At 65.2% G+C, this 16164-nt stretch carries 20 protein-coding genes and 1 riboswitch; of the genes, 5 read left to right on the top strand and 15 right to left on the bottom strand.

Annotation, left to right across the window (positions count from 1 at the left end; translation table 11 throughout):
• Positions 1 to 11 precede the first annotated feature (11 nt).
• The 14 genes from rpmC to rpsL all read right to left on the bottom strand — a co-directional run bounded on the left by rpmC (position 12) and on the right by rpsL (position 9873).
• Positions 12 to 215 (bottom strand): 50S ribosomal protein L29, encoded by a 204-nt coding sequence (gene rpmC, locus ACX40Y_RS06325; RefSeq protein ID WP_459118696.1) that lies wholly within the window; start codon positions 213 to 215, stop codon positions 12 to 14.
• 4 nt (positions 216 to 219) lie between these two features.
• A complete protein-coding gene (gene rplP, locus ACX40Y_RS06320) occupies positions 220 to 651 on the bottom strand; it encodes a 50S ribosomal protein L16 (protein WP_459118695.1) in 432 nt (143 codons plus the stop codon).
• 17 nt (positions 652 to 668) lie between these two features.
• On the bottom strand, positions 669 to 1376 hold the full coding sequence (gene rpsC, locus ACX40Y_RS06315) for a 30S ribosomal protein S3 (protein ID WP_459118694.1): 708 nt from the start codon (positions 1374 to 1376) through the stop codon (positions 669 to 671).
• Positions 1376 to 1753, bottom strand: coding sequence for a 50S ribosomal protein L22 (gene rplV / locus ACX40Y_RS06310; RefSeq protein WP_459118693.1), 378 nt, complete (start codon positions 1751 to 1753; stop codon positions 1376 to 1378). Before rplV ends, rpsC begins: the two co-directional genes overlap by 1 nt.
• On the bottom strand, positions 1753 to 2031 hold the full coding sequence (gene rpsS, locus ACX40Y_RS06305) for a 30S ribosomal protein S19 (RefSeq protein ID WP_459118692.1): 279 nt from the start codon (positions 2029 to 2031) through the stop codon (positions 1753 to 1755). The genes rplV and rpsS overlap by 1 nt, the downstream gene beginning before the upstream one ends.
• 3 nt (positions 2032 to 2034) lie before the next feature.
• Positions 2035 to 2886, bottom strand: a complete 852-nt coding sequence (rplB, locus tag ACX40Y_RS06300) for a 50S ribosomal protein L2 (protein WP_459118691.1) — start codon at positions 2884 to 2886, stop codon at positions 2035 to 2037.
• Between the two features lie 2 nt (positions 2887 to 2888).
• On the bottom strand, positions 2889 to 3206 hold the full coding sequence (locus ACX40Y_RS06295) for a 50S ribosomal protein L23 (RefSeq protein ID WP_459118690.1): 318 nt from the start codon (positions 3204 to 3206) through the stop codon (positions 2889 to 2891).
• Positions 3199 to 3825 (bottom strand): 50S ribosomal protein L4, encoded by a 627-nt coding sequence (rplD, locus tag ACX40Y_RS06290; protein WP_459118689.1) that lies wholly within the window; start codon positions 3823 to 3825, stop codon positions 3199 to 3201. Before rplD ends, ACX40Y_RS06295 begins: the two co-directional genes overlap by 8 nt.
• On the bottom strand, positions 3826 to 4575 hold the full coding sequence (rplC, locus tag ACX40Y_RS06285) for a 50S ribosomal protein L3 (protein ID WP_459118688.1): 750 nt from the start codon (positions 4573 to 4575) through the stop codon (positions 3826 to 3828).
• Positions 4576 to 4938: 363 nt separating this feature from the next.
• The gene (gene rpsJ / locus ACX40Y_RS06280) at positions 4939 to 5250 is read right to left on the bottom strand and encodes a 30S ribosomal protein S10 (protein ID WP_010545719.1); all 312 of its coding nucleotides are present in this window, start codon (positions 5248 to 5250) and stop codon (positions 4939 to 4941) included.
• A 268-nt stretch (positions 5251 to 5518) separates the two neighbouring features.
• Positions 5519 to 6712, bottom strand: coding sequence for an elongation factor Tu (gene tuf / locus ACX40Y_RS06275; protein WP_459118687.1), 1194 nt, complete (start codon positions 6710 to 6712; stop codon positions 5519 to 5521).
• Positions 6713 to 6792: 80 nt separating this feature from the next.
• A complete protein-coding gene (gene fusA / locus ACX40Y_RS06270; protein WP_459118686.1) occupies positions 6793 to 8886 on the bottom strand; it encodes an elongation factor G in 2094 nt (697 codons plus the stop codon).
• Between the two features lie 81 nt (positions 8887 to 8967).
• Positions 8968 to 9438, bottom strand: coding sequence for a 30S ribosomal protein S7 (gene rpsG / locus ACX40Y_RS06265; protein WP_168845191.1), 471 nt, complete (start codon positions 9436 to 9438; stop codon positions 8968 to 8970).
• A 63-nt stretch (positions 9439 to 9501) separates the two neighbouring features.
• Positions 9502 to 9873 (bottom strand): 30S ribosomal protein S12, encoded by a 372-nt coding sequence (gene rpsL / locus ACX40Y_RS06260; protein WP_010545715.1) that lies wholly within the window; start codon positions 9871 to 9873, stop codon positions 9502 to 9504.
• Positions 9874 to 10188: 315 nt separating this feature from the next.
• Here rpsL and ACX40Y_RS06255 point away from each other — a divergent pair, with 315 nt between their 5' ends.
• The gene (locus ACX40Y_RS06255) at positions 10189 to 10623 is read left to right on the top strand and encodes a bactofilin family protein (protein ID WP_459118685.1); all 435 of its coding nucleotides are present in this window, start codon (positions 10189 to 10191) and stop codon (positions 10621 to 10623) included.
• Positions 10624 to 10646: 23 nt separating this feature from the next.
• On the opposite strand, the gene ACX40Y_RS06250 is transcribed toward ACX40Y_RS06255, so the two are convergent.
• On the bottom strand, positions 10647 to 11237 hold the full coding sequence (locus ACX40Y_RS06250; protein WP_459118684.1) for a DUF4142 domain-containing protein: 591 nt from the start codon (positions 11235 to 11237) through the stop codon (positions 10647 to 10649).
• A 139-nt stretch (positions 11238 to 11376) separates the two neighbouring features.
• Positions 11377 to 11569: riboswitch (cobalamin riboswitch) on the top strand.
• Between the two features lie 133 nt (positions 11570 to 11702).
• Here ACX40Y_RS06250 and ACX40Y_RS06245 point away from each other — a divergent pair.
• From ACX40Y_RS06245 to ACX40Y_RS06230, 4 genes are read left to right on the top strand one after another with little or no spacing between them, the layout of a single operon-like run.
• Positions 11703 to 13556 carry a TonB-dependent receptor plug domain-containing protein gene (locus tag ACX40Y_RS06245; RefSeq protein ID WP_459118683.1) on the top strand — a complete coding sequence of 618 codons (1854 nt, stop codon included), beginning with the start codon at positions 11703 to 11705 and terminating at the stop codon, positions 13554 to 13556.
• A complete protein-coding gene (locus ACX40Y_RS06240) occupies positions 13556 to 14380 on the top strand; it encodes an ABC transporter substrate-binding protein (protein WP_459118682.1) in 825 nt (274 codons plus the stop codon). Before ACX40Y_RS06245 ends, ACX40Y_RS06240 begins: the two co-directional genes overlap by 1 nt.
• Entirely contained in the window at positions 14377 to 15348 is a 972-nt protein-coding gene (locus ACX40Y_RS06235) for a FecCD family ABC transporter permease (RefSeq protein WP_459118681.1), read from the top strand. The genes ACX40Y_RS06240 and ACX40Y_RS06235 overlap by 4 nt, the downstream gene beginning before the upstream one ends.
• Positions 15339 to 16118 carry an ABC transporter ATP-binding protein gene (locus ACX40Y_RS06230; RefSeq protein WP_459118680.1) on the top strand — a complete coding sequence of 260 codons (780 nt, stop codon included), beginning with the start codon at positions 15339 to 15341 and terminating at the stop codon, positions 16116 to 16118. The genes ACX40Y_RS06235 and ACX40Y_RS06230 overlap by 10 nt, the downstream gene beginning before the upstream one ends.
• Positions 16119 to 16164: the final 46 nt, after the last annotated feature.

Genomic DNA, 16164 nt, shown 5'->3' with positions numbered 1-16164 from the left:
TCTCGGTCCTCTTACTTGGCAGCCGAGCGCGAGCGCTCGTTCTGCAGCGTCTTGATGCGGGCGATGTCGCGACGGACTTCCTTGACCCGCGACGGCTTCTCAAGCTGGCTGGTCGCCGCCTGGAAACGCAGGTTGAAAGCTTCGCGCTTGAGGTTGCCGAGCGCTTCGCTCAGCTGGTCCTCGGTCTGTGCCCGGAAATCGGTAGCCTTGGTCATCTTATCAACCCTCCAGGTGCGACGTGTCGCCGAGGCGGGCCACGACCTTGACCTTGATCGGCAGCTTCATCGCTGCGCGCTCGAACGCCTCGGCCGCGAGTGGGCCGGGAACGCCGTCGAGTTCGAACAGGATACGGCCGGGCTTGACGCGGGCGACCCAGAACTCCGGCGAACCCTTGCCCGAGCCCATGCGGACTTCGGCAGGCTTCGACGAAACCGGCAGATCCGGGAAAATGCGGATCCACAAGCGGCCCTGACGCTTGATGTGACGGGTGATCGCGCGGCGAGCCGCCTCGATCTGGCGAGCGGTGATCCGCTCCGGCTCCATCGCCTTCAGGCCGTACGACCCAAAGTTGAGCGCGGTGCCACCCTTGGCGTCGCCGTGGATACGGCCCTTGAACGCCTTGCGGAACTTGGTGCGCTTCGGTTGCAGCATTGTTCTGTCCTAATCCCTTAGCGGCGATCGTCGCGCGACGGACGCACGCCCGAGGTCTGCGCCTCGACGTTCAGCCGGTCCTGCGCCATCGGGTCGTGACCCAGGATCTCGCCCTTGAAGATCCACACCTTCACGCCGCACACGCCATAAGCGGTGTGCGCCTGCGCTTCGGCATAGTCGACGTTCGCGCGCAGCGTGTGCAGCGGCACGCGGCCTTCACGATACCACTCGGTGCGGGCGATCTCGGCGCCGCCGAGACGGCCACCGCAGGTGATCCGGATGCCCTCTGCGCCCAGACGCAGCGCCGACTGCACCGCGCGCTTCATCGCGCGACGGAACGCGATACGGCGCTCCAGCTGATCCGCCACGCCCTGCGCGACGAGCTTGGCGTCGATCTCGGGCTTGCGGATCTCGACGATGTTCAGCGACACGTCCGACGAGGTCATCTCACCCAGCTTCTTGCGAAGCTTTTCGATGTCCGCGCCCTTCTTGCCGATGATGACGCCGGGGCGAGCCGCGAAGATCGAGATGCGGCACAGCTTGGCCGGACGCTCGATCACCACCTTCGAAATCGCGGCCTGGGGCAGCGTCTCGGTGATGTACTTGCGGATCTTGAGATCTTCCAGGAGGAGGCGGCCATAGTCCGCGCCTTCGGCGAACCAGCGGCTGTCCCAGGTGCGGTTGATCTGCAGGCGCAGACCGATGGGATTGCTCTTCTGACCCATTATGCTTCTTCCTGCTCGCGCACGACGATGCGCAGACGGCTGAACGGCTTCAGGATGCGGGTGGACTTGCCACGGCCGCGCGTCGCGAAGCGCTTCATCGTGATCGACTTGCCGACCGACGCCTCGGCGACGACGAGCGCGTCGACGTCGAGATTGTGATTGTTCTCCGCGTTGGCGATGGCCGAAGCCAGCACCTTGCGGGCGTCGACCGCCATCGCCTTGGTCGAGAAGGCGAGGATGTTCATCGCCTCGGCCGCGGTGCGGCCACGGATCAGGCCGGCGACGAGGTTCAGCTTCTGCGCCGAGCCACGGATCTGCGTGGCGACGGCGAGCGCTTCCTTCTCACCAACCTTACGGGGGGCTGCCTGCTTGCTCATTAGCGCTTACCCTTCTTGTCGGCGGCGTGGCCGGGGAAGAAGCGGGTCGGCGCGAACTCGCCGAGCTTCATGCCCACCATGTCCTCGTTGACCGACACCGGCACGAACTTGCGGCCGTTGTACACGTTGAACGTCAGGCCGACGAACTGCGGGAGGATCGTCGAGCGACGCGACCAGGTCTTGATCGGACCAGCGCGCGTGCCCTGTTCCTGGGCGACTTCAGCCTTCTTGAGAAGGTGCAGGTCCACAAAGGGACCCTTCCATACCGAGCGAGCCATCTATCAGCCCTTCTTCTTCGCGTGACGCGAACGGATGATCATCTTGTCCGTCGCCTTGTTGTGGCGGGTGCGCGCACCCTTGGTCGGCTTGCCCCACGGGGTGACCGGATGACGGCCGCCCGAGGTCCGGCCTTCACCACCGCCGTGCGGATGGTCGACCGGGTTCTTCGCGACACCGCGGGTCAGCGGGCGCTTGCCCTGCCAACGGCTGCGGCCGGCCTTGCCGAAGTTCTGGTTCTGGTTGTCGGGGTTCGACACTGCACCCACCGTCGCCATGCAGGCGGCGTGGATGTAGCGCTGCTCACCCGAACCCAGACGCACGATCACCATGCCGCGGTCACGACCGACGACCTGGACATACGCGCCTGCCGAACGGGCGATCTGACCGCCCTTGCCCGGCTTCATCTCCACGTTGTGGACGATGGTGCCGACCGGCATCTGGCCCAGCTCCATCGCGTTGCCCGGCTTCACGTCGGTCTTCTTGCCCGCGATCACCTTGTCGCCGACGCTCAGACGCTGCGGCGCGATGATATAGGCCAGACGATCCTTGCCGGCTTCGTCTGCGCCATAGTTCACGAGCGCGATGAACGCAGTACGATTGGGATCATATTCGATCCGCTCGACCGTGCCCTCGACGTCCCACAAGCGGCGCTTGAAATCGATGATACGATAGCGCTGCTTGTGACCACCGGCGATGCCACGCGAAGTGACATGGCCCTTGTTGTTGCGGCCGCCGGTCTTGGTCTTGCCCTCGGTCAGCGCCTTGACGGGGCGCCCCTTGTAGAGCTGCGAGCGATCGATCAGGATCAGCCCGCGGACGCCCGGCGACGTCGGATTGTAATTCTTGAGCGCCATGGTCAGTTGACCCCCTGCGTCACGTCAATCTGTTCACCCTCGGCGAGGGTGACGATTGCCTTCTTCATGTCCGAACGGCGGTAGGGCGCACCCTTCCACTTCTTGGTCTTGCCCTTCTGGACCAGCGTGTTCACGCCCGTGACCTTCACGTTCCAGATGGCCTCGACCGCCGCCTTGATCTCGGGCTTGGTTGCATCGCTTGCAACCTTGAACACCACGGCGTTCGCTTCCGACACCAGCGTCGACTTTTCGGTGATGTGCGGCGCGACGATCACGTCATAATGACGGTTGTCGACCGGCTTGGTCTGCTTCTTAGCCATTGAAGCGCGCCTCCAGCTTTTCGACGGCAGCGCGGGTCAGGACCAGCGTGTCGCTCTTCAGGATGTCGTAGACGTTGGCGCCGATCGCCGGCAGCACGTCCACCTGGTGCAGGTTGCCCGCCGCCAGCGCGAAGCTGGTCTCGACGGTATCGCCATCGATCACCAGCGCCTTCTTGCCGAAGCCCAGCTTTTCCAGGCTGCTCGCGAGCACCTTGGTCTTGCCGTTCTCGACGACCAGGCTGTCCATGACGATCAGCGAACCCGCCTTGGCGTGGCTCGACAGCGCCATCTTCAGGCCCAGCGCGCGGATCTTCTTGTTCAGCGACGGATTGAAGTCGCGAACGCGGGCGCCGTGCGCCTTACCACCGCCGATGAACACCGGGGCGCGGCGATCGCCGTGACGAGCCGTGCCGCCGCCCTTCTGGCGACCCCACTTCTTGCCGGTACGCGCGACATCGGCACGCTCACGGGTGCCACGGGCGGTGCCGCGGCGCTTCTCGAGCTGCCAGGTGACGACGCGGTGCAGGACGTCGGCGCGCGGATCGAGACCAAAGATCTCGTCGTTGAGCTCGATATCGCCCTTCTCGGCGGCGTCGAGGGTTTGAACCTTGACCTTCACTTAGCCCTCCTGGCCTTCGGTGGCTTCCGGAGCGGCCTCGACGGGCGCTTCGGCGGGAGCCGAGTTGCTGTTGGCGACGGCCTTCAGACCGGCCGGGTACGGCGCATCGGCGTGACGGGCGACCTTGACGGCGTCCTTCACGATCAGCCAGCCACCCTTCGAGCCCGGGACCGAACCCTTGACGAAGATCAGGCCGCGCTCGACGTCGGTGCCGACCACTTCCAGATTCTGTTGGGTGCGGTTGCGGTCGCCCATGTGGCCGGCCATCTTCTTGTTCTTGAAGACGCGGCCCGGATCCTGGCGGTTACCCGTCGAACCGTGCGAACGGTGCGAGACGGAAACGCCGTGGGTCGCGCGCAGACCGCCGAAGCCCCAACGCTTCATGGCGCCGGCGAAACCCTTACCCTGGGTACGGCCCGACACGTCGACCAGCTGACCCGCAACGAAATGGTCGGCCGAGATTTCGGCGCCCACGTCCAACAGACCATCTTCCTCGACGCGGAATTCGCAGAGGATCGCCTTCGGCTCGACTTCGGCCTTGCCGAAGTGGCCGCGCTGCGGCTTGGCGACGTTCTTGGCCTTCGCCGAACCCGCGCCGACCTGAACGGCCACATAGCCATCCCGTTCGGTGGTGCGCTGTGCGACCACCTGGACGCCTTCCAGTGCCAGGACGGTCACCGGCACGTGCCGGCCGTCGTCCTGGAACAGGCGGGTCATCCCCATCTTCTTCGCGATAACGCCAGTGCGCATCGGCCTGTTTCTCCTACACAGAGGCACCCCCGGGACCATTCCCGCGGGTGCGTGTTCAACCCTGAATGCTTTACTGCGAAGCCCCCGTCCGGGCTGAACCTCCACCTTGCGGCAGAAGAGACGGGGGACGCAGGCCCGGCCACTCGAAAGCCGCCGGCGGTATCCCTTGTCGCTGCGAGCCTGGTCGGCTCGCCACTCCTTGCGTTGGATCGGGAAACGATCCGGTCGAGGAGGACGGCGACTCCACGAAGGGAGTCGCGAATCTCGTGGAAGCGGCGCCTTTACGTCAGCTAGGCTTCCATGTCCACCGCATTAAAGGGTGAACGACAAAAGCCCCCGCGAAACGCGGGGGCGTCAGCCGGCTCAGGCCAGCTTGATCTCGACGTCGACGCCAGCGGCCAGGTCGAGCTTCATGAGCGCGTCCACGGTCTGCGGGGTCGGCTGAACGATGTCGAGCATGCGCTTGTAAGTGCGGGTCTCGAACTGCTCGCGCGACTTCTTATCGATGTGCGGGCCACGGTTGACCGTGAACTTGTCGATGTGAGTCGGGAGCGGGATGGGGCCACGGATGAGGGCGCCGGTGCGGCGGGCGGTGTCGGCAATGTCGCCGGCAGCCTGATCGAGCACGCGGTGATCGAACGCCTTGAGGCGAATGCGGATATTCTGCGTTTCCATGGTCCTACCGATGCGAAAGAGCGGGGCAACGCACCCAATGCCACGCCGGGAAAAGCGCCAGCCCCTGCCCGGTTCGCTCCAAGAGCGATGTGGGAGGCGCCGGTTGGTCCGGAGTAGCGGCTGGATGGCCGCCTCTTGCTGTTGAACTCTAAAACCGAAGGGCGCGCCAATAACGACCCTTCCATAAAAAGGCAACCGCCCGACACTCATTTTCTGAGTGCCGGGCGGAACCTTTTTCGCCACCTGCCGGCCGGGGCCGGCGAGATGCTTACTTGTCGATCGAGGCAACCACGCCCGCGCCGACGGTACGACCGCCTTCACGGATGGTGAAGCGCTGGCCGACGTCCATGGCGATCGGCGCGATCAGCTTGACGCCGAGCGCGATGTTGTCGCCCGGCATCACCATCTCGGTGCCCTCGGGCAGCTCGACGGTGCCGGTCACGTCCGTGGTACGGAAGTAGAACTGCGGACGATAGTTCGCGAAGAACGGCGTGTGACGGCCGCCCTCGTCCTTCGACAGGACGTACACTTCCGACTTGAACTCGGTGTGCGGCTTGATCGAACCCGGCTTCGCCAGAACCTGACCACGCTCCACCTCGTCGCGAGCGACGCCGCGCAGCAGCGCACCGACGTTGTCGCCAGCCTGGCCCTGGTCGAGCAGCTTGCGGAACATTTCGACGCCCGTGACGGTGGTCTTGCGGGTGTCGTGGATGCCGACGATCTCGACTTCTTCACCAACCTTGATGATGCCGGTTTCGACACGGCCGGTCACCACGGTGCCGCGACCCGAGATCGAGAACACGTCTTCGATCGGCATCATGAACGGCTTGTCGAGCGGACGCTCCGGCTCCGGGATCGACTCGTCGACAGCGGTCATGAGCGCCAGGATGGCGTCCTTGCCCAGCTTGTCGTCGGTGCCGTTCAGAGCGGCGGTCGCCGAACCGCGGATGATCGGAATGTTGTCGCCGTCGAACTCACGCTTGGAGAGCTCTTCGCGGATTTCCATCTCGACCAGCTCGAGGATTTCCTCGTCGTCGACCAGGTCGCACTTGTTGAGGAACACGACCATGGTCGGCACGCCGACCTGACGGGCGAGCAGGATGTGCTCCTTGGTCTGCGGCATCGGACCGTCGGTCGCTGCCACCACCAGGATCGCACCGTCCATCTGCGCCGCGCCGGTGATCATGTTCTTCACATAGTCGGCGTGACCCGGGCAGTCGACGTGCGCATAGTGGCGCTTGTCGGTCTCATACTCGACGTGCGCGGTCGAGATGGTGATGCCGCGCTCGCGCTCTTCCGGCGCCTTGTCGATGTTCGCGAAATCGACCGCAGCGTTACCCGCAACGTTCTCCGCGAGGATCTTCGTGATCGCAGCCGTCAGCGACGTCTTGCCATGGTCGACGTGACCGATGGTGCCGATGTTGAGGTGCGGTTTGCTCCGATCGAACTTTGCCTTCGCCATTGTCTTCCTACCTTCTGATTCAATTTCCCGTGCCGCCATGGGACTCGCGAGAACGCGGCCCCATAACGGCTGTTTCCCGATTATGCCAGCTTCGCCTTCACTTCCTCGGCGACGTTGGCGGGCACTTCGTCATAGTGCGAGAACTGCATGCTGTACTGCGCGCGGCCCTGCGTGAACGAGCGGAGCGCGTTCACATAGCCGAACATGTTCGCCAGCGGCACCATCGCGGTCACCGCCTGCGCATTGCCGCGCGTGTCGGTGCCCTGGATCTGGCCGCGCCGGCTGTTCATGTCGCCGATGACGTCGCCCAGATAGTCTTCCGGGGTGACGACTTCGACCTTCATCACCGGCTCGAGCAGCTTGATGCCGGCCTTCTGCGCCGCTTCGCGCATCGCTGCACGGGCGGTGATTTCGAAGGCGAGCGCCGACGAGTCGACGTCATGATACGCACCGTCATACAGCAGCACTTCGAAGTCGATGATCGGGAAGCCGACCAGCGAGCCCGTTGCCGCCGTCTCGCGGAAGCCCTTTTCGATCGCGGGGATATATTCCTTCGGAATGTTACCGCCCTTGATCTCGTCCTTGAAGACGATGCCCGAACCACGCTCGCCCGGCGTCAGCTTGACCTTGACGCGACCGAACTGGCCGGTGCCGCCCGACTGCTTCTTGTGCGTGTAGTCGATATCGACCGGCTTCGCGAGATATTCGCGATACGCCACCTGCGGCGCACCGACATTCGCCTCGACCTTGAACTCGCGCTTCATGCGGTCGACCAGGATCTCGAGATGGAGCTCGCCCATGCCCTTGATGATGGTCTGGCCGCTCTCGGCGTCCGACGAAACGCGGAACGATGGATCCTCGGCAGCCAGACGATTGAGCGCGATGCCCATCTTTTCCTGGTCGGCCTTGGTCTTCGGCTCCACCGACAGCTCGATCACCGGCTCGGGGAATTCCATCCGCTCGAGGATGATCGGGTTCGCCGAGTCGCACAGCGTGTCGCCGGTCGTGGTCTCCTTGAGGCCCGCGATCGCGACGATGTCGCCGGCGAATGCCTCGTCAATGTCCTCACGCGAGTTCGCGTGCATCAGGAGCATACGACCGATCTTTTCCTTCTTGTCCTTCACCGAGTTCAGGTAGCTGCCCTTGGACAGCGTGCCCGAATAGATGCGCGCGAAGGTGAGCGAGCCGACGAACGGATCGTTCATGATCTTGAACGCCAGCGCCGAGAACGGCGCCTTGTCGTCGGCCGGACGCGAATCCTTCGTCTCGCCGTCCAGCTTCACGCCTTCGACGGGCGGAATGTCCAGCGGGCTCGGCAGATAGTCGATCACGGCGTCGAGCAGGGGCTGCACGCCCTTGTTCTTGAAAGCCGAACCGCACAGCACCGGCACGAACGCGAATTCCAGCGTACCCTTGCGGATCAGCTTCTTCAGCGTCGCGACGTCGGGCTCATTGCCTTCCAGATACGCTTCCATGACCGCGTCGTCCTGCTCGACGGCCATTTCGATCAGTTCGGCGCGCGCGGTGGCGGCGGCGTCCTTCAGATCGTCCGGAATGTCCTGATATTCGAACTTCGCGCCCAGCGACTCTTCGAGCCAGATGATCGCGCGGTTCTCGACCAGGTCGACCAGGCCCTTGAAGCCGCCTTCGATACCGATCGGCAGGTACAGAACGGCCGGGCGGGCGCCCAGACGGTCCTTGATCATGTCGACGCAGCGCTCGAAGCTCGCACCGGTACGGTCGAGCTTGTTGACGAAGCACATGCGCGGAACCTTGTACTTCTCCGCCTGGCGCCACACGGTTTCGGACTGCGGCTCAACGCCGGCAACGCCGTCGAAGCACGCGACCGCACCGTCGAGCACGCGCAGCGAACGCTCGACTTCGATGGTGAAGTCGACGTGGCCGGGGGTGTCGATGATGTTGATCCGGTGCTCTTCGCCCTTGCCTTCTTCGGCGCGCCAGAAGCAGGTGGTGGCAGCAGACGTGATCGTGATCCCGCGCTCCTGCTCCTGCTCCATCCAGTCCATCGTCGCCGTGCCTTCATGCACTTCGCCGATCTTGTAGGACTTGCCGGTGTAATAGAGGATGCGCTCCGTCGTCGTCGTCTTGCCGGCGTCGATGTGCGCCATGATGCCGATGTTGCGATAACGGTCGAGCGGATGGCTGCGGGCCATGATCGTGGTTTCCTTGAAGCTTTGGGGAGCCGGACCGTCCGGCTCCCCAATATGTAGGTAAGAAATCTACCGACGCCAGCCTTACCAGCGGTAGTGGCTGAAGGCGCGGTTCGCTTCCGCCATGCGGTGCGTGTCCTCGCGCTTCTTCACCGCGTTGCCGCGGTTGTTCGCCGCATCCATCAGCTCGCCCGAAAGACGGGCGGCCATGGTGTGCTCGCTGCGGTTGCGGGCCGAGGCGATCAGCCAGCGGATCGCGAGCGCCTGCGCACGCTCCGGACGGACTTCGACCGGAACCTGGTAGGTCGCACCGCCGACGCGGCGGCTGCGGACTTCGATGCCGGGCTTCACGTTGTTCAGCGCGTCATGGAAGACGCCGATCGGCTCGCGCTTGGCGCGCTGCTCGACGGTTTCCAGGGCACCGTAGACGATCGCTTCTGCAACGGCCTTCTTGCCGTCCAGCATGACCGAATTCATGAACTTCGACAGAACCTGATCACCGTACACGGGATCGGGCAGGATTTCCCGCTTTTCGGGACGACGACGACGTGCCATCTCACATAATTCCTTCTGAACTTCAGCCGATCCGGAACATGTCCGGGGCTTACTATGGCCTGATTACTTCGGACGCTTCGCGCCGTACTTCGAACGGCTCTGCTTGCGGTCCTTGACGCCCTGCGTATCGAGCACGCCGCGAAGGACGTGGTAGCGAACGCCGGGAAGGTCGCGCACACGGCCACCGCGAATGAGCACCACCGAGTGCTCCTGCAGGTTGTGGCCTTCGCCCGGGATGTAGCTGATGACTTCGCGGCTGTTGGTCAGACGGACCTTGGCCACCTTGCGAAGCGCCGAGTTCGGCTTCTTCGGGGTCGTCGTGTACACGCGGGTGCAGACACCGCGCTTCTGCGGGTTCTGTTCCATCGCAGGGACCTTGCTCTTGGCCTTCTGCGGTTCGCGGCCCTTGCGGACCAGCTGGTTGATCGTCGGCATGAAGCCCTTCACCTTTCAGATGGTTACTTTGCTGGAGCCCTGTTGGACAGAATACGAAAAAGCCCCGGCGGCATTCAGCCCCCCGGGCCATTGCGTCTCCAGCAACGTTCAGCTCATTGTTTCCCGGACGGTTTACGGACTCAAAGTACGGCCATCGCGGAACGGGGCGCCTATAACGATATGGCCGAAGGCGGTCAACAGCCCCGCTGTCGGGCGGAGAATGCAGTCCTACTGGATTTTTCGGAGGCTGAAGCACGACGCAAGCTGTGCTACGCCCGGCACCGCCGGCTGATCAACTATGCGGGGGAAGTATCGATGTTCAACGGAAATCGCGGTCGCGACGAGCGCCAGCCCGGTTCAAGTGCGGCGGGCAGCGGCAAGCGCGGCATGTTTTCGGTGATCGGTGCCGATATCGTCATCACCGGCAATCTGGTCGCAACGGCCGACCTCCATGTCGATGGCCGGATCGAGGGCGATGTCCAGTGCGCGACGCTGATCCAGGGGGCCGAAAGCCAGATCTTCGGCAAGGTCAGCGCCGAATCGGCCCGGCTTGCCGGCACCGTTGACGGATCGGTCAATGCGCGCGAACTGACGATCGAACGCACCGCGCGGATCATCGGTGACGTCGAATATGAGACGATCACCGTCGAACAGGGCGGCCATGTCGACGGCCATCTTCGCCATTCGAGCGGGGCGACCACCGCCGCCGCCCCAGCTCTGGTCCACGTGAGCAGCGAGGCAGCGGCCTGAACCGCCGCCCCGCCGCCGGACGTTCACATACCGCGAATCTCGTCATAATGCTCGGAGACGGTATCGGCGGCTCCGCTCGCGAACGTCTTTAGCGGCGCGACATCGCCGTTCGCAGCATAGGCGCGCAGTGCCGTCAGCGCCTTTTCATGGGCCGCGGTCTGCTGCGTCTTGTAGGCCGTGTCGAACGCGCTGCCTGTCGCCGAACGCAGCGCCTCCAGATTGGCCTCCTGCTCGGCGTTCATCGCCGGGGCGGGCGTAATGGCCGGCGTCGCCTGTGCGGCCGCCGCCTTCAGCTTCTCCGTCGAGTCGCTGTGATCTTCGACCATTTCCCTGCCGAAGTCCTTCAACTCGTCCGTCGTCGCCTTCTGCTGCGCGAGCTTGCCGGCCTCTATCTCATAGGCGTCGCTTGCCGCCATCATATCGGCAAACTGCTGGCCCGACATCGCCATCGCGGCATCATTGCCCATCGCATTGTCGTTCATGGCCTCGCCGGCCGGCAGGTTGGTGACCATGTCGGTATTGTTCATCGTGTCGACGGTGGTCGCGTCGTTACCACCACAGGCGGCGAGCACGAGCGCCGGGGCAAGCCCCAGGATCAATCGGTGCGTTTTCATTGTCGGTCCTCCTTGCTCCTGGGTCCGTTCAACGTGCGCGGCACCGCGCCGTTCCGAAATCGTCGAACTATCAATATGAAATCCAATGGAAAATTATCATAGGTTATAAATCAGGCTTGCCGCGCCCGCCCGTCTGCCGCTAGATGGCGGCGTGATGGGTGTCCCTTGGTGAAAGGGATGAAAAGGGAACTCGGTCAAAGTCCGAGGCTGCCCCCGCAACTGTAACCGGCGAGCCGGCGTGCCATTCTGCCACTGGAGTTACCGCTCCGGGAAGGCGGCACATCGCGCGACGACCCGGGAGCCAGGAGACCTGCCCGTCACGGTCGATTCCTTCACGCGGGCGGGGTGCACCGGGTGAACGGGGAGAGAAATCCCCGCGTGAGCGACACCAACCGGGTCGTCACGCGAATCGTCGCGGACGGCCCCCTAAAGGGGTGTCTTACCTTGTACCAATTCCGTTCTCTGATGCTTGCCGCCAGCATCGTTGCGCCGGCGATCGCCCATGCCGATCCGGATGCGCCTGCCACGGCGTTCGTGCCGGCCGCAGACAACATCATCGTCGTCGCCAGCGGCGTTCCGCAGGACGAGGATCAGGTCGGCCGGTCGGTGACTGTGATCGACCGTGCCGAGATAGAGCAGCGCCAGACCGTCGCTCTGTCCGAGCTGCTCGCCACCACGCCCGGCGTCACCGTCGTGCGCAATGGCGGCCTCGGCACCGCGACCGCGGTCAGCATCCGCGGCGCGCAGAGCGACCAGACGCTGGTGCTGATCGACGGCGTCCGCGTCAACGATCCCTCCTCCACCGGCGGTGCCTATAACTTCGCCAGCCTGCTCGCCGGATCGATCGAGCGGGTGGAGGTGTTGCGCGGCCCGAACTCGGTGATCTGGGGCAGCCAGGCGATCGGCGGCGTTGTCAACGTCACCACGCTTCAGGGCACGCAGGGCCTGAAGGCGCGCGCCAATGCAGAGGGCGGCTCGTTCGGCACGTTCAACGGCAACGCCGTGATCGCTGGCGGCAACGATCGGATCACTGCGGGGCTGACCGCCGGCTATCTGACCACCGACGGCATCTCGGCGGCCGCCAATGGCAAGGAAGCCGATGGCTATCGTCAGTTCGGCGCCACCGGCAATGTCGAGCTGAAGCTGGTCGAAGGACTGGCACTCGATCTGCGCGGCTATTACGCGCACAGCAAGGTCGAACTCGATGGCTATGCCCCGCCCGCCTATGCCTTCGGCGACACGGGCGAATATGCCACCACCCAGGAAGTCTATGGCTATGCCGGGCTGCGGCACGCCGCGTTCGACGGCAAGCTCAGCAGCCGCCTTGCCTTCGCGCTCTCCGACATCAATCGCGACGGCTATAACGACGATGACAGCATCGCCTATCGCTATCGCGGCCGCGCCGAGCGCTATCTGTATCAGGGCGACGCGGCGCTGTTCGACCAGCTTCGCCTGGTGTTCGGCGCCGAGCATGAGGAAAGCCGCATCCGCTTCGACGATGGCGGCCCGACGGCGCGCAAGTCGGTGGGCATCACCAGCGTCTATGGCCAGGCGATCGTCACGCCGCTTTCGCCGGTGACGGTGACGGCGGGCGTCCGCAACGACGATCATGACGCGTTCGGCAACCACTGGACGTGGAATGCAGACATTGCGGTCCGCGCGACCGCCGATACGCTGCTCCACGCCAGCTATGGCGAAGGCTTCAAGGCGCCGACGCTCTACCAGCTCTACAGCGCCTATGGCTTCGAAGGGCTACAGCCGGAAACGGCCAAGAGCTACGAAGCCGGGATGCGCCAGACGCTGGCGGCGGGCAAGGTACAGCTTGGCGTCACCTGGTTCCACCGCGACGCGGCCAACCAGATCGACTACAACTTCATCACCTCGACCTATTACAACCTCAACAAGACGCGCGCCGAGGGGATCGAGCTGGAAGGGGTGGTCCAGCCCGTCGAGGCGCTGACGGTGCGGGCGAACTTCACGCATGTCTATTCGGAGAACCGCAGCACCGCGAACCTGGGCAAGGACCTGCCGCGCCGCCCGCGCGACAGCGGCAGCGTGTCGGCGGATTATCGCTTCCCGTTCGGCCTTTCGATCGGTGGCACCGTGACGATGGTGGGCGACAGCTTCAACGATGCCGGCAACGCCACCCGCATCGATGGCTATGCGCTGGCTGGCGTGCGGGCGGAGATGCCGGTCACCGGGCTGTTCTCGATCTATGGTCGCGTCGATAACGTGACCGACGAGCGGTATCGCCAGATCACCGGCTACAGCACCTATGGCCGGGCCGCCTATGGCGGCGTGCGGTTGCGCTTCCAGTGATGCGCGGCGCCGCGCTGCTTGCCTGCCTGATGGCCGCAGGCTGCGCGGCGCCCCCGCCCAGTGGCGGCGGGGGCATCGTTTCGATGAATCCTTGCGCGGATGCGGTACTGATCGAGCTGGTGGCGCCGTCGCGCATCGCCGCGATCAGCCATTATTCGCAAGCTGCCGATTCGACCTCGATTCCACTCGATGTCGCGCGGCGCTTCCGCGGCATCAACGGTACGGCCGAGGAAGTGATCGGGCTGAAGCCCGATCTGGTGATCGCCAGCAGCTTCACCGCCCCGTCGACGCGCGAGGCCTTCGCACGGGCGGGGCTGAAGACGCTGTATCTCGACATCCCCTCCTCGATCGAAGCGAGCAAGGCGCAGGTGACGGCGCTCGCCGCGGCGGTGGGCCAACCCGCGAAGGGCGCGGCACTCAACGCCCGCATCGATGCCGCCATCGCGAACACCAGCTGGACCGGCGCGAAGGCGCCTGCCCTGCTGTGGATCGGCGGCAACCTCGTCAACGGCGGTCAGACGCTGCTCGACGACATGATGGTCAAAGCCGGCTTCTCGAACCAGGCGGCGCATTATGGCCTCTCCCATACCGGCCAGTTGCCGATGGAACGCGTGATTGCCGATCCGCCGCAGGTAATGCTCGTTCCCGAAGGCCCCGGCCACGACGCTGATTCGCGCGCGGCCGATCTGCGAAGGCGCGCCATCGCCGAAACCGGCCTGCCGGTCGTCCAGGCGCATTTCTCGCGCCATCTGGTCAATTGCGGCGGCCCCGTTATTCCCGCAGCGATGAACCGCCTCGCCGCCATCCGCCGGAGCATCCCGTGAACCGACTGGGTCTCAACCTCGGGCTCGCCGCGCTTGTGGCGCTGTTGTTCGCCGGCTCGCTGATCGCCGGCAAATTCTGGGTGCCGCTATCGGCATGGTTCAGCCACGATCCGCGCTGGTGGATCATCGCCGAACTGCGCCTGCCCCGCGCCATCCTTGGGCTGGCGATCGGCGCGGCGCTCGGGCTGTCAGGCGCCGTGCTCCAGGGCTTTCTGCGCAATCCGCTTGCCGATCCGGCCGTGGTCGGTGTGTCCTCCAGCGCGGCGCTCGGCGCCGTGGCCGCGATCGTGCTGCTCGGCAGCAGCGCCCCGCTGACGCTGTTCGTCTGCGCGATGGCGGCGGCATGCGCGTCGATGCTGCTGCTCGCGGGCCTAGCGTGGCGCGCCCAAAGCGCGGTTGCGTTCATCCTCGCCGGCACGGTGCTGGCCAGCCTCGGCGCGGCGCTCACCAGCTTCCTCATCTCGATCGCGCCCAATCCCTACGCCACCGCCGAGATCATCGACTGGATCATGGGGGCGCTCACCGATCGCAGCTTTTCCGAGGCGCAGCTTGCGCTGCCGTTCATCGCGGTCGGCTGTGCGCTGCTGTTTCTCACCGGGCGCGCGCTCGATGCGCTGACGCTGGGCGAGGCTGCCGCCCGGTCGATGGGGCTCCGCCTCGAACGCACGCAGTTGCTCGTCGTGCTGGGCACCGGCCTCGCCGTCGGCGCCAGCGTCGCGGTGACGGGTGTGGTCGGCTTTGTCGGACTGATCGTGCCGCATCTGCTGCGTCCCTTTGTCGGCGCGCGCCCCTCTGCGCTGCTGCTGCCCAGCGCGCTTGGCGGTGCGGCGCTGCTGCTGGCCGCGGACAGTCTGGTGCGCCTCGCGCCCGGGCCGGGCGAGGTTCGGCTGGGCGTCGCAATGGCGCTGATCGGGACCCCGTTCTTCTTCCTGCTCCTGATGAAATTGCGGCGGTCGGTATGGAACTGAGTTTTTCCGATCTGTCGGTCAGCCTCGGCAAGCGCCGCGTGCTGCACGGGCTGGACGCGGTGTTTCAGCCGGGCAAGGTCACCGCGATCCTCGGCCCCAATGGCTCGGGCAAATCGACGCTGGTGCGCGCGCTCGCCGGCTTGCTCGACGTCGATGGTGGCCATGTGAAGCTCGGCGGCCGCGCGCTGGGGCGGTACGACCAGCGCGAACGCGCGCGGATCATCGGCTATCTGCCGCAGGATGCGACCGTGCATTGGGACGTCCGCGTCGGCGATCTGATCGCGCTCGGCCGGCTGCCGCACCGCGCCCCCTTTGCCGGCCTGTCCGCGCAGGATCATATCGCGATCGATGCCGCGATCGAGGCAACGGGCACCGGCCCGCTGGTCGACCGGCTCGTCACCCAGCTTTCGGGCGGCGAGCGGGCACGCGTGCTGCTGGCGCGGGTGCTGGCCGGCGAGCCGAAATGGCTGCTGGCCGACGAGCCTCTCGCGAGCCTCGATCCGGTGCATCAGCTCGATCTGCTCGATCGGCTGCGCAGCCTTGCCGCGAGTGGCATGGGCGTGGTGATCGTGCTGCACGATCTGATCCAGGCCGCACGCGCCGCCGATCAGGTGCTGCTGCTGCGCGAGGGCCGAAGCGTGATCTTCGCCCCCGCCGCACAGGCGCTGGGCCACGGCCCGCTGCGCGACGCGTTCGGGGTCGAGGTGATGGTGATCGGCGACGATCAGGGCCGCCTGCTGCCGGTGCCGATCGGGCGCGTGAAACAATAGCCAGCATCGCGTTGCCAAGGATTTGCTCGAGCGCTAGCCTCATCAC

It is taken from the genome of Sphingomonas sp. RS6 (assembly GCF_054489705.1).
The sequence above is the reverse complement of the archived record's forward strand: the minus strand, read 5'-3'. Positions and strand labels throughout refer to the sequence as shown.